Annotated in this window: 12 protein-coding genes; 7 read left to right on the forward strand and 5 right to left on the reverse strand. The window is 66.3% G+C overall.

The genetic code is table 11. The features are described 5' to 3' along the window. Positions 1 to 216: 216 nt before the first annotated feature. From GCM43_RS13385 to GCM43_RS13395, 3 genes are read right to left on the reverse strand one after another with little or no spacing between them, the layout of a single operon-like run. Positions 217 to 1,662 (reverse strand): LutB/LldF family L-lactate oxidation iron-sulfur protein, encoded by a 1,446-nt coding sequence (locus tag GCM43_RS13385; RefSeq protein WP_152245021.1) that lies wholly within the window; start codon positions 1,660 to 1,662, stop codon positions 217 to 219. Beyond that, on the reverse strand, positions 1,659 to 2,381 hold the full coding sequence (locus GCM43_RS13390) for a LutC/YkgG family protein (protein WP_152245023.1): 723 nt from the start codon (positions 2,379 to 2,381) through the stop codon (positions 1,659 to 1,661). The genes GCM43_RS13385 and GCM43_RS13390 overlap by 4 nt, the downstream gene beginning before the upstream one ends. Next, positions 2,378 to 3,172 carry a (Fe-S)-binding protein gene (locus GCM43_RS13395; RefSeq protein WP_152245025.1) on the reverse strand — a complete coding sequence of 265 codons (795 nt, stop codon included), beginning with the start codon at positions 3,170 to 3,172 and terminating at the stop codon, positions 2,378 to 2,380. The genes GCM43_RS13390 and GCM43_RS13395 overlap by 4 nt, the downstream gene beginning before the upstream one ends. A gap of 108 nt (positions 3,173 to 3,280) precedes the next feature. On the opposite strand from GCM43_RS13395, the gene GCM43_RS13400 reads away from it, so the two are divergent. Continuing rightward, the gene (locus tag GCM43_RS13400; protein WP_152245224.1) at positions 3,281 to 3,982 is read left to right on the forward strand and encodes a FadR/GntR family transcriptional regulator; all 702 of its coding nucleotides are present in this window, start codon (positions 3,281 to 3,283) and stop codon (positions 3,980 to 3,982) included. A 13-nt stretch (positions 3,983 to 3,995) separates the two neighbouring features. On the opposite strand, the gene GCM43_RS13405 is transcribed toward GCM43_RS13400, so the two are convergent. Further along, a complete protein-coding gene (locus GCM43_RS13405; protein WP_152245027.1) occupies positions 3,996 to 4,280 on the reverse strand; it encodes a hypothetical protein in 285 nt (94 codons plus the stop codon). A 119-nt stretch (positions 4,281 to 4,399) separates the two neighbouring features. On the opposite strand from GCM43_RS13405, the gene GCM43_RS13410 reads away from it, so the two are divergent. The 5 genes from GCM43_RS13410 to GCM43_RS13430 all read left to right on the forward strand — a co-directional run bounded on the left by GCM43_RS13410 (position 4,400) and on the right by GCM43_RS13430 (position 8,090). Continuing rightward, a complete protein-coding gene (locus GCM43_RS13410; RefSeq protein ID WP_152245029.1) occupies positions 4,400 to 4,807 on the forward strand; it encodes a hypothetical protein in 408 nt (135 codons plus the stop codon). Positions 4,808 to 4,901: 94 nt separating this feature from the next. Beyond that, complete coding sequence (locus tag GCM43_RS13415) at positions 4,902 to 5,936, forward strand: acyl-CoA dehydrogenase family protein (protein WP_152245031.1); 1,035 nt, start codon at positions 4,902 to 4,904, stop codon at positions 5,934 to 5,936. Continuing rightward, positions 5,924 to 6,715 carry a PIG-L deacetylase family protein gene (locus GCM43_RS13420; RefSeq protein WP_226929476.1) on the forward strand — a complete coding sequence of 264 codons (792 nt, stop codon included), beginning with the start codon at positions 5,924 to 5,926 and terminating at the stop codon, positions 6,713 to 6,715. The genes GCM43_RS13415 and GCM43_RS13420 overlap by 13 nt, the downstream gene beginning before the upstream one ends. Then, positions 6,712 to 7,362: a class I SAM-dependent DNA methyltransferase gene (locus GCM43_RS13425; RefSeq protein WP_152245033.1), complete on the forward strand. Its 651-nt coding sequence runs from the start codon at positions 6,712 to 6,714 to the stop codon at positions 7,360 to 7,362. Before GCM43_RS13420 ends, GCM43_RS13425 begins: the two co-directional genes overlap by 4 nt. After that, on the forward strand, positions 7,359 to 8,090 hold the full coding sequence (locus GCM43_RS13430) for a glycosyltransferase family 2 protein (protein ID WP_152245035.1): 732 nt from the start codon (positions 7,359 to 7,361) through the stop codon (positions 8,088 to 8,090). Before GCM43_RS13425 ends, GCM43_RS13430 begins: the two co-directional genes overlap by 4 nt. Positions 8,091 to 8,094: 4 nt before the next feature. Here GCM43_RS13430 and GCM43_RS13435 read toward each other — a convergent pair whose 3' ends face one another. Continuing rightward, positions 8,095 to 9,288 (reverse strand): FAD binding domain-containing protein, encoded by a 1,194-nt coding sequence (locus GCM43_RS13435; RefSeq protein ID WP_152245037.1) that lies wholly within the window; start codon positions 9,286 to 9,288, stop codon positions 8,095 to 8,097. Between the two features lie 325 nt (positions 9,289 to 9,613). Here GCM43_RS13435 and GCM43_RS13440 point away from each other — a divergent pair, with 325 nt between their 5' ends. Continuing rightward, a complete protein-coding gene (locus tag GCM43_RS13440; RefSeq protein WP_152245039.1) occupies positions 9,614 to 11,848 on the forward strand; it encodes a TonB-dependent siderophore receptor in 2,235 nt (744 codons plus the stop codon). Positions 11,849 to 11,871: the final 23 nt, after the last annotated feature.

The following is an 11,871-nucleotide window of genomic DNA, read 5'->3' on the forward strand; positions in this document are numbered from 1 at the left end:
CACCATCCTGCTCGCCCCGCGCTTGAGCACAGGATGGGCTATACCGGGCCAGGCCACAACGCCGCCTGCCCGATCTTTTCTCTGAAGGTCTATTCCGGCATGGCGCCGGAAACAGAACCCAGGCAGCATCATGCTGCAACGCATCAAGCGGTTTTATACATAAATGTACAAGTTTTTCTAGTTTTACTACGACCACAGACGCAGCCGCCTTTGTGGCTATTCCTGCTGTCCCTTTTCATTAAGCAGGTCCGACAGGCTGCGCGGCGCCGGCGTCAACGGCAGCCGGTGCTGCGTCCATCCCAGCTGCGACGCCGGTGTCAGCGCCCGCAGGCGCGTGGCGGCCCAGCGGAAGGCGCGATAACGCGACGGATGCGCAAAAGCACCGCTCCAGAAGCGCCACACCAGGTTTTCGCCACGGTTGAACTTGGCCCCCTGGCCACGCAGCGGGTGGGCTACCTGCTCGTCGGGATGGCGGTTGGCCTCGGTGCGCAGGCGCACCAGCAGCTGCGGTATCGGGATGCGCACCGGACACACTTCGCCGCAGGCGCCGCACAGGCTCGACGCCGTGGCCAGGTCGGCCGTCGATTCGAGCCCCAGCAGATGCGGCGAAATAATCTTGCCGATCGGCCCCGGATAAGTGGTGCCATAGGCATGGCCACCGATGCGTGTATAGACCGGGCAGTGGTTCATGCAGGCGCCGCAGCGTATGCATTGCAGGGTGGCGCGCAGCTGTTCGTCGGCATAGGCCTGGCTGCGGCCATTGTCGAGCAGCACCAGATGCACTTCGCGCGGCCCGTCCAGTTCGCCTTCGCGGCGCGGTCCCGAGATCAGGTTGAAATAAGTAGTAATGGCTTGCCCGGTGGCCGAACGCGTCAGCAGGCTCGACAGGGGTACGATATGCTCCAGCCTGGCCACCACCTTTTCCATGCCCATGATCGCAATATGCACGTCCGGCACGGTGGTGGTCAGGCGGCCATTGCCCTCGTTTTCCACCAGCCACAGCGTGCCCGTGTCGGCGGCGGCAAAATTGACGCCGGACAGGCCGATATCGGCGTCGACAAACGCCTGGCGCAAGGCGCGCCGGCCGGCCTGGATCAGGCTGTCGACGTCTTCCGTATAGGGCGTATCGGCAATATGCTCGGCAAACAGGCTGCCGATATCGGCCTTGGTCTTGTGAATGGCCGGCATTACGATATGCGATGGCTTCTCGCCGGCCAGCTGGACGATATATTCGCCCATGTCCGACTCCAGGCAGCTTACGCCGCGCGCTTCCAGATAGTGATTGAGCTCGATCTCCTCGCTGGCCATCGACTTGCCCTTGATCAGCCGCTTGGCGCCGTTGCGCTCGGCAATCGCATGGATAATCGCGTTGGCTTGCTCGCCATCTTCGGCCCAGTGCACCTGCACGCCAGCCTCGACCAGCTTGTCTTCGAGCTGCACCAGCAGATCGGGCAGGCGCGACAGCGCGTGCTGGCGCACCGCTTCGCCCAGGTCGCGCAGGCGCTCCAGTTCTTCGCCATCGGGAAACTGCACGCGGCGCTTGTCCTGCAAAAAATCCATCGCGCCGCGAAAGCTCTGGCGCAGCTTGGGGTCATCGAGCGCGGCGCGTGCACGCGCATGAAAATCGGCTGGCGCCACAAACTGCAGATTGTGCGCCTTCATGGCTGCTCTCCTTCACGATTGTTCAAGCCGTCGGCCAGATCATCAACCAGCAGCACCCACAGCCAGCGCGGACCATGCGCGCCATAGGCCAGCGTCTGCTGGATATCGGACGTCTTTGACGGACTGGAAATGAGCACCAGGTTGCTCGGCATGCCGTCGGCCCAGCGCTCCGTGCGCGCAGCCGCATGCAAGTCGGCGTGCAGGGTGCTCGCATACACCAGCGCCACATGCAGCGGCGGCGCCAGCGAGACCGTGCGCGGCGTGCCGGCATCGGGCGCAATCACCAGCGTGCCGGTGGCGGCAATGCCCGAGCGCGCCACCGTAAAGCCGGCGTCGACGCTGTCGAACAATACGCTTTTCCACTCGGCCAGCGGACGCGCAAACGGCAGCGCTTCAATTTCCGCCGGCAGCGCCGCCTGCAGTGCGCGCCCTTCGGCGCTGGCGGTGTCCATCAACAGCCGGCGCACCTGCTGCGCGCCCAGCCGCGCGGCCAGCAAAGCCGGCCAGGCATGCGCGCTGACGCAATCGACCTGGGCCTGCGCCGCACGCAAGGCGTTTTGCATGCTCTCCAACAGGCTACGCGGCGACGCTGCCATGCGACGCGCCGTATAGTGCGCGTCGATACTGGCGTCGATATCGGCAATAGGCGTGCCCTGCTGCGGCGCACTGGCGCGCAGACGGCCCAGCATGCGCTCGCGCGCGTTGTTCATGCCATTCATGCTGCACCTCCCGTGCGGCGCCACAGAAAGCTGGCCATATGCTCGACCGGCAGCGGCGCGCCGCGCTGTGCGGCGGCATGGCCGATATTGAGCAGGCAGCCGCAGTCGGCCGACACCAGCCGCTCGCAGCCGGTGGCACAGGCCGAGGCGACCTTGTCGGCCACCATGGCACCCGAGATATCGGGGTGTTTCAAGGAGAACGTGCCGCCAAAGCCGCAGCACTCCGATTCGCGCTGGTGCTCCACCCGCGTCACGCCAGGCAACTGGTCGAGCAGCGCCACGCCGTGGCCGCGCGTGCCCATCTCGCGCCGCGCGCCGCACGAGGTGTGCAGCACCACCGTTTCATCGCGCTGGCCGGCAACCGCGCCGGCGCTGAAATCGCAACCCATCACGCAGACCAAAAACTCGGCCAGCTCGTAGACGCGCCCGGCCAGTTCGCGCGCGCGCGGGCCGTCGACCGGATCGTCTTCGAACAGCGCCGGCCAGTGATGGCGCATCATGCCGGCGCACGACCCGGATGGCACGATCACCGGCCACGGTTCGCCAAACAGGCCGAGCTGGGCGCGCGCCACCGCGCGTGCCTGTTCGGGATTGCCGCTGCTGTAGGCGGGCTGGCCGCAGCAGCTCTGGCCGCGCGGATAATGTACCTGCAAGCCTTCGCGCTCGAGCAGGCGCACGCTGTCAAGACCTGCCTGCGGCACGAACAGATCGACCAGGCAGGTGGCAAACAGATAAACGTGCTGCGTGGGGACTGGATAATCGGCTGGGTACTGTCGGGGGCCTGGCTGCATGGGGATACTCCATCAAGTTGTGAACGGCGACTGGCTGGCGCATAATCGCCGCTGGCCGCACAAAACACAAATTGGCCCAACCAATTGAGTATCGACGACATTACACAGATGGCACATAACCGCGTGGAGATGGTAATGCGGGCGCTGGAGACGGCGCTGCTCGACGGCAGCCTGCCGGTGGGCGCGCGTCTTCCGGCCGAACGCGTGCTGGCCGAACGGCACGGCGTATCGCGCAATACGGTGCGCGAAGCGGTGCAGCGACTGGCCGCGCGCGGCCTGCTGCGCAGCCGGCGCGGCTCAGGCGTGTTCGTGACCGACCAGCTGCGCACCGGCATCGCCTCGCCGTGGAGCCAGTTGGTGGCAGACCACCCGGCGCTGCGTAGCGACATCCTGGAGTTTCGCCATGTGCTGGAAGGGGCCACCGCCTACTTTGCGGCGCAGCGCGCCACTGATAAAGAGCGCGCGCTGATCATGGCGCAACTGGCGCAGCTGGAACAGGCGCGCCAGGACGGTGACATGGCGGCCGAAGCCCGCCACGATGCGCGGCTGCATGAGACCATCGCGCAGGCGTCGCACAACACCATGTTTTTGCACCTGCATGCGAGCGTACTGGGCATGCTGCGCGAGCATATTGCGCAAAGCGGCACCGGCCTGCGCCTGCACGACCAGGCAGCCTCGCAGTCGCTGCTGGCGCAGCATCGCACGCTATGCAGCGCGATTTGCGACGGCCAGGCGGAACTGGCGCGCGACGCCATGCAGGACCATATCGACTTCGTGCGCGCACATGCTGTCGACGATGCCACGCCCTGAGCGGCGAGGGCGCTCAGTTACCGCCGCCCCCACCGCCATCGCCACCGCCGCCATCGGAGGAGCCGCCGCTGTCTGACGAGCACCCCCAGTCACCGGAAGCGCCGCCACTGCCAGATTGACTGCCACAGCTGCCGCCGTGCGCGCCATCGCCACCGGTTAAAGTCCAGTTGACGTTGCCATCGGCCACACTGCTCTCGCGCTGCTGCCTGCCGAAGCGGGACTTGCCGCCAGGCTTGTCGGTCTGCACCACATAAGCATTGCGCCCTCCCCAGAGCCGGTTCCACCATCGTCGCAACATTGCCGCTCCTTTCCTGTGATTGCACGCCAGGCCATCATGGCGCCCGATTTCTGCTGATGCCCTGCTGCCGCTCCTATAATACGGCCCCGACTACTTATCAATACCAGCGCGCACCAGCCATGAACGTTCTTGCCCACACCCACCCACTGGCCAGCCAGATCGAGGCCGCCCTGCTGCCGCTTTTCCAGGCTGCACTGCCGCAACTGACGGCGAGCGCGCCAGGCGTGCTGGCCTCCGTGTTTGCTTTTTCCAGCGGCACCGCCAGCGCCTTCGAGGATTATCACTTCGGTATTTCCTGCCTGCTTGAGCCAGCACAGGAAAACGCTGCCGATGAAGTGGCGCTGCTGGTCAGCGTCAGCAATCTGGCAACCCGGGCGCAGCTGCAGGCACAGGTGGCCTGGGGACAGCCGTCGGGCAAAGTCGAAGCGCGCGCCGAGCTGGCCGAGGCCAGCGTGGCAGCGTTGCAGCAGGCGCTGCCCGGCCTGATCGACGCACTGCACCGTGCCGTGAAAAGGCAGCAGCCGTAGGCATGGGCGCGCCTCGGCGCGCAGCGCGGCTGTGTGCAGAATCGAACATACATTGCCAAAGCAGAAAGCTAGACTGCTTGCAAAGGAGCTGGCCATGTCTGATGCAATCGTTTCCCTGTCACCAAGTACCCACAGCGCATCGCTGGGCGCGCTGCTGCCCTGTCTCGCTGACGCGACGCCGCATCAGGGCCTGCGCCGCCTGATCGACGCCGGTCTCGACCAGTTGCCCCTGCCCGGCCATGGCGCCACGCTGCAGCGCTGGCAGGCGCTGGCCGCCGTCGCTGCCATTGACCTGTCGCTGCTCAAGCTGTTTGAAGGCCATACCGATGCGCTGGCCATCCTGGCTGAAATCGACAGCGCTGGCGCGCCCGCCGGCAGCAGCTGGGGCGTGTGGTGCGCCGAGGCGCCTGGTGCCCGCGTGGCGCTGCGCCAGTTGCCGGACGGACGCCATGTGCTCGATGGCCGCAAGGCCTGGTGTTCGGGCGCAGCAGGCCTCAGCCATGCGCTGGTCAGCTGCTGGAACGAGGCAGGTGAAGCCTGCCTGGCCTCGGTGGCCATGAATCAGCCTGGCGTGCAGGTCACCGGCGACGGCTGGCAGGCGGTTGGCATGGCCGGCAGCGCCAGTGTCGAGGTGGTGTTTTCCGGTGCGCGCGCCTTGCCCGTCGGTGCACCTGGCGCCTACCTGGCGCGGCCCGGCTTCTGGCACGGCGGCGCCGGCATTGCCGCCGCCTGGCATGGCGCGGCCTGCGCGGTGGCCAGCCATCTGCATGCCCGGGCGCAGCAGGCCACACCGGACCCGGTACGCCTGGCGCAACTGGGCCAGATCGACTGCCTGCTGCGCGCCAGCGCCGCACTGCTGCGCGAAGGCGCGCAGGAAATCGACCGTCAGCCTCGGCACGATGCGATGGAACTGGCGCTGCGTCTGCGCCTGACGGTAGAAGACTGCGCCACGCAGGTACTGCAACTGGCCACGCGCGCGCTGGGCGCCGGCCCGCTGTGCCGCGATGCGCGCTTTGCACGACTGGCGGCCGACCTGCCGGTGTTCCTGCGCCAGAGCCACGCCGAGCGCGACCAGGCAACGCTGGGCGGCATCGTGGCCGGCGTCAGCGACCATCCATGGGCGCTCTGATGCAGGCGCCAACCACGCCCGGCGAACGCCGGATCGAAGGCGCCGGTACGCCCGACCAGCTGTGGCAGGACTGGGGCGGCCTGGCCGCGCTGCCTGCCATCAGCGCACAGCAACTGGTGCCCGCCGGGCCTGACCGCGCGCGCGCCGTGATTGTGGCACCGCATCCCGACGATGAAGTGCTGGCCTGCGGCGGCCTGCTGCAGTTGCTGGCCGGCCTGGGCCGCGAAGTGCTGCTGGTGGCCGTTACCGACGGCGACGCCAGCCACCCCGGCTCCACCTTGTGGCCGCGCGAGCGCCTGCGGCAGGTGCGGCCACAGGAGTCGGCGCAGGCGCTGGCCGCACTGGGCTGGCAGCAACCGGCCTGGCAGCGGCTGCAACTGCCCGACGGCGCCGTCCAGGCCCATGCAACGCTGCTGCGCGCCATGCTTGAAACGCTGCTGCGCCCCGGCGACACGCTGCTGACCACCTGGCGCTTGGACGGCCATCCCGACCATGAAGCCTGCGGCTGGGCCAGCGCGGCAGCGGCGTCAAGCTGCGGTGCCAGGCTGGTGGAAATGCCGGTCTGGGGCTGGCACTGGGCTGCCCCCGGCGACGCGCGCGTGCCCTGGCATCGCGCGCACCGGCTGGCGCTGCCGCCCGAGGTCCTGGCGCGCAAGCGCGCCGCCCTTGCCTGCTTTGCCAGCCAGCTGCAGCCCGATCCTTCCACCGGCCAGGACGCCATCGTGTCGCCGGCCGCCCTGCAACGCCTGCTGCATCCTTACGAGATCTATTTTTCATGACGCCCGCTACCGCCCCCCTTGCGCCCGAGGCGCGCGCCGCCTACTTCGAGCAGTTGTACCAGCATGACGCCGACCCCTGGCTGGTGCGCCAGCGCTGGTACGAGGCGCGCAAACGCGCGCTGCTGCTGGCCTGCCTGCCGCAGGCGCGCTACCGCAATGCCTACGAGCCGGCCTGCGGCAACGGCGAACTGACCGTCGCGCTGGCACAGCGCTGCGAGCGCCTGCTGGCCGCCGACTTGTCCAGCCAGGCGCTGCACGCGGCGCAGCAGCGCCTGCGCGACGAGGGCCTGGAGCACAAGGTCACGCTGCTGCATCAGCGCCTGCCGCAAGACTGGCCGCGCACCGGCAACGGCGCCGAGCGCTTCGATTTGATACTGCTCAGTGAAATCGGCTATTACCTGTCGCCGGAAGAGCTGGCGCAGGTGGCTGAACACGCCAGCGCCAGCCTGGCGCCGGGCGGCAGCATCGCACTGTGCCACTGGCGCGCACCGTTTGCCGAGCGCGTGCAGTCGACCGTGCGGGTCCACGCCGCCTTCCAGAACCGGCCAGGCCTGCACTGCCTGGTGCGCCATGAAGAACCCGATTTTTTGCTGGGAATTTGGTCCAATGACGCGCGCTCGGTCGCGCAGCGGGAGGGTTTTGCATGATCGGCATTGTGGTTCCGGTACATAACGAAGAGGCTTGCCTGGGCGCCTGCCTGGCGGCGCTACAGGCGGCGGCAACCTGCCCCGATCTGGCGGGCGAAGCCGTATCGATCCTGGTGGTGCTTGACGCCTGCAGCGACCGCTCGCAGCGCATCGTGCTGCAGCACGCCATGAACGCCGATGTGCGCTGGCGCCTCGATTGCATCGCCATCGACCAGCGCAATGTGGGTGCGGCGCGCGCCGCCGGCGCCCGGGTGCTGCTGGCGCGCGGCGCACGCTGGCTGGCCTTTACCGACGCCGACACGCTGGTAGCGCCCGACTGGCTGTGCAGCCAGCTGGCGCAACAGGCCGAAGTGGTGTGCGGCACCGTCGCCGTCGAAGACTGGTCGCCGCACCGCCAGCATGCACAGGCCCTGCGCCAGCACTTTGCCAGCACTTATACCGATGCCGACGGCCACCGCCATATCCATGGCGCCAACCTTGGCGTGTGCGCGCGCGCCTACCTGCGCGCCGGCGGCTTTGCGTCGCTGGCCTGCAGTGAAGATGTGGCGCTGGTCACGGCGCTGCAGGCCAGCGGCGCGCGCATCGCCTGGAGCGCCGCACCGCGCGTTACCACCAGTGCGCGCCGCGACGCCAGGGCCAGAGGCGGCTTTGGCGATACGCTGCTGCAGGTGGCAGCTGCCATCCCGACCGCAGCCGCAGTCCCGGCGCCAGCGCTGGCGATAGGCTAGCCTTTCAGAACATGCCGCTGCGCGGCGCGCCGTCGGCCTCACCAGCCGATGGCGGCAGATCCATAATGCGCTCGCCCAGTGCCATGCCCCATTGCGTCAGCCGCATGCCCTGGCGCAGCGCCTGGCCCTGCCAGCGCGCCAGTGCGGCATCGATGCCGTCGCCATCGTCCGTGACGGCATGGCGCAGGCTGCGTGCCAGCGTCAGCGCATTGCTGGCCGCCTTGGCTGCGCCGCCCGCCGTGTGCGGGCGTGGCACAAATGCGGCGTCGCCCAGCAGCAGCACACGGCCAAACACCATCTTCGGCACCTGCAGGTCGAGAATGGCCTGCATGAACGGCTCTGCCGTCGCCTCGACCAGGCGCGCAAAGCTGGGCGCCAGCAGGCGCTCGGCGTCGCGCCTGAGTTCCACGATCGCATCGTCGCGCATGCTGCCCGGCGACAGCGAAAACGCATGCCGGACGCCATGGCGGTCCAGCAGCGCGGCGTCGAGCGCGGCGCCGGCGGCGATCTTGCGGTACCAGACCCAGTTGCGCCGGCGCTGCCCTTGCGTGCGCGATTCGTCCTCGCCCGGCACCAGATACTGCAGCAACATATGGTCATCGCCCTGCTGGAAGGCAAAGCTGTCGCTCAGCTTGGCCTCCACCTCGGGCGGCACATCGCGCTCGGCCACCAGACCACGCCACGCAACATAGCCGGCATAGTGCAACTGCACATCGGGCAGCAGCTGGCTGCGCACGGTCGAGCGTGAACCGTCCGCGCCGATCAACAGGTCGCCCTGCTCGACCCGGCCGCTGGCGAAATGCGCGCTCACCGTCTTGCCGTCCTGCCCGAAGTGCAGCAGCTTTTCGCCAGCATGGATCACGCCATCGGGCAGCGCGCGGTGCATGCTGCCGTACAGCGTGTTCCATGAGGTCTGCATCTGCGGCATCATGGCCTGGCTGACGATGCGGTCCTGCCGGTCCAGGTAGATGCGCTCGCGCGAACGCACGCCCAGCGGCGTGACATGCGGCACCTGCGCCGCATCGAATACGGCTTCGACTTCTGGCTGCAGCACCAGTCCGCCGCCACGGCTGTCGAGCAGGCCGGCCGAACGCTCGAATACCTTTACGTCCCAGCCGATGGCGCGCAACGACACTGCCGCAAACAGGCCGCCCAGGGAGCCGCCGATAATCAGGGCGCGTGGCCGGGCGGCGCTCATGGCGCCACCTGGTGGCGGGAAACAATAACAGCCTGTGACAAAGTCAATTGCATGGTTTTCTCCTGAAAATGGCCGCCCGGCAGCGGCGCTCACACAGGAAACAGCATAGCGGCATGGCAGGAAAAGTCACTGCCACATGCGTATAGGACGACTCATCCTCAGGTATAGGATGGTGCCCTTTCAATATTGCCAACGCATTATCAGTATGGACTTGTCAACTGGTTGAAAGCTATAATTGCGAGTGATTCTCATTTATATTCTCATTACGATTTGAATGTTCAATCTTGTTTTACAACAAGAAGTCCATTTGCTTACCAGGAAATCTATGCCCCGCCACCGCGTTCACGTCCACCCTGCCTTTGTCTTCCCTCCTCTGCGACGCGCCATCCAGGCCAGCCTGCTGTGCGCCAGCGCCGCCGTTATCGCGCCGGTTCATGCCGAGGCGCCACCGGCCGATGCCGCCAGCCAGGCCGACGCCACGCTGCCGGCCATTACCATTACCGGCACCGCCGACAAGGGCACGTCCACCGAAAACTCGCGCTCGCTGGCCTCGGGCAAATCGTCGCTGTTCAAGGGTTTTGAATCGAACCGCGAGATTCCGCAGCCGGTGACCGTGATTACGCGCCAGCTGCTCGATGACCGGGCCTTTTTCGACATGAACGAGGTGCTGCAAAATACGCCGGGCGTAACGGTCGATTATGTGGACAGCGAACGCGTGCAGTATTTTTCGCGCGGCTATTCGATCGACGCCATGCAGGTCGACGGCCTGACGATCACCCAAGGTGGCTCAATCTTTATTCAACCCGACACCGCCGTGCTCGACCATGTGGAAGTGCTGCGCGGTGCCTCGGGCATGCTGCGCGGCTCGGGCAGCCCGTCGGCCACCGTCAATATGGTGAGGAAGCGCCCCACCAAAACCTTCCAGGCCAATCTGGGCTTGACGGTCGGCTCGTGGGATCGGCGCCGCCTGGAGGCCGATGTCTCGGGGCCGCTCAACGAGGACGGCAGCATTCGTGGGCGTATAGTGGCCGTCAAGGACAAGAAGGAGTTTTTCCAGGATGCCAAGGACGAAAACCGCAAGGTGCTGTACGGCGCGCTGGCCATCGACCTCAGCCCACGCACCACCCTGACTGCCAGCTTGCAGCATACCGAGCTGGATGCCACCGGCGCCTGGGGCGGCCTGCCGGGCAACTTCGACGGCTCCTCGCTGAACCTGCCGCGCAACACCTATCTGGGCGCCGACTGGAATCGCTGGAACCGTTATAACCAGCAGGCGTACGTGGAGCTGGAACACCGCTTTGAAAATGAATGGACGGTCAAACTGAGCAGCGAATACACGCGCATGCGCATGGATGACAACGGCTTCAAGCAAAGCTACTTCACGCGCTCCTCGACCACCAATCCTTACCTGTTCGGCGTAACCACCTCCCAATACACGGGCGACGCCGGCGACCAGGAAGCAACCGGCTTGACCGCCAATGGCCCGTTCACGCTGTTCGGCCGCAAGCACCAGCTGGTATTCGGCGGTGAAAGCCTGCGCACCAAGACGCGCGCCACCGCCGGCGTGTTCAACCTCAATCCGCTGACCAATGTCGATATCCGCAACTGGAACCCGTACACCAGCTATATCGACAAGGACGCCAACGCCGTCAACAACCTTACGCCAACCTACACGCGCCAGCAGGGGCTGTTCGGTACCGCGCGCCTGTCGATTACCGACCCGCTGGCGGTCATCGTCGGCGCGCGCGCCAGCTGGTGGGACTACAAAGCGCCGGCCACGCCGGCCAGCAACTACGAGATCAAACATGAGATCACGCCGTTTGCCGGCGTCACCTACGACATCACGCAGCAGATCAACGCTTACCTCAGCTACACCGAAATCTTCACGCCGCAAAACGTCAAGGACGCCAACAACAAGCTGTTAAAGCCGATCACCGGTGAAGACTATGAAGCCGGCCTGAAAGGTGATTTTTTCGGCGGCAAGCTGACCGCTTCGGCCGGCCTGTTCCGCATCAACAACCAAGGCCGCGCGGTGGACGACACCACCTCGAACAATCCTTGCGGTCCGTCCAACCCGACCGGCTACTGCCGCATCGCCGACGGCAAGACGCAAAGCGAAGGCTGGGAACTGGAAGTGGCCGGTGAAATCATGCCCGGCTGGCAGCTGACCGGCGGCTACACCAATACCCGTACCAAATACCTGGTCGATGCGACCAAGGCCAACGTGGGCCAGCCGCTGCGCAGTATCGATCCGCGCCAGCAGCTGCGGCTGTTCTCCAGCTACCGCGCCAGCGGCGCGCTGCAAGGCCTGAGCTTTGGCGGCGGCGTGGCGATGCAGGACGACTCGTACGTGCGCTCGGGCGCACTGACGGCCAGGCAGGGCGGCTATTCGATCTTCAACGCCATGGCTGCCTATGAGCTGCGCAACGGCTATTCGGTGCAGGTCAACGTCAACAACCTGACCGACAAGGTCTACTACAAGAAATACGGCCCGACCGGCCTGTCGTACTACTACGGCGACCCGCGCAATGTAATGGTGACGCTGCGCGCGAAGTTCTGACGCAGCGCAATATGTGAAGCCCG

This window comes from Janthinobacterium aquaticum, assembly GCF_009208565.1.
Classification (GTDB): domain Bacteria; phylum Pseudomonadota; class Gammaproteobacteria; order Burkholderiales; family Burkholderiaceae_D; genus Janthinobacterium.

Coding starts and splice junctions, on each gene's coding strand:
- GCM43_RS13385 (WP_152245021.1), bottom strand. CDS start 1,662: ATGAAGGCGCACAATCTGCAGTTTGTGGCGCCAGCCGATTTTCATGCG.
- GCM43_RS13390 (WP_152245023.1), bottom strand. CDS start 2,381: ATGAATGGCATGAACAACGCGCGCGAGCGCATGCTGGGCCGTCTGCGC.
- GCM43_RS13395 (WP_152245025.1), bottom strand. CDS start 3,172: ATGCAGCCAGGCCCCCGACAGTACCCAGCCGATTATCCAGTCCCCACG.
- GCM43_RS13400 (WP_152245224.1), top strand. CDS start 3,281: ATGGCACATAACCGCGTGGAGATGGTAATGCGGGCGCTGGAGACGGCG.
- GCM43_RS13405 (WP_152245027.1), bottom strand. CDS start 4,280: ATGTTGCGACGATGGTGGAACCGGCTCTGGGGAGGGCGCAATGCTTAT.
- GCM43_RS13410 (WP_152245029.1), top strand. CDS start 4,400: ATGAACGTTCTTGCCCACACCCACCCACTGGCCAGCCAGATCGAGGCC.
- GCM43_RS13415 (WP_152245031.1), top strand. CDS start 4,902: ATGTCTGATGCAATCGTTTCCCTGTCACCAAGTACCCACAGCGCATCG.
- GCM43_RS13420 (WP_226929476.1), top strand. CDS start 5,924: ATGGGCGCTCTGATGCAGGCGCCAACCACGCCCGGCGAACGCCGGATC.
- GCM43_RS13425 (WP_152245033.1), top strand. CDS start 6,712: ATGACGCCCGCTACCGCCCCCCTTGCGCCCGAGGCGCGCGCCGCCTAC.
- GCM43_RS13430 (WP_152245035.1), top strand. CDS start 7,359: ATGATCGGCATTGTGGTTCCGGTACATAACGAAGAGGCTTGCCTGGGC.
- GCM43_RS13435 (WP_152245037.1), bottom strand. CDS start 9,288: ATGAGCGCCGCCCGGCCACGCGCCCTGATTATCGGCGGCTCCCTGGGC.
- GCM43_RS13440 (WP_152245039.1), top strand. CDS start 9,614: ATGCCCCGCCACCGCGTTCACGTCCACCCTGCCTTTGTCTTCCCTCCT.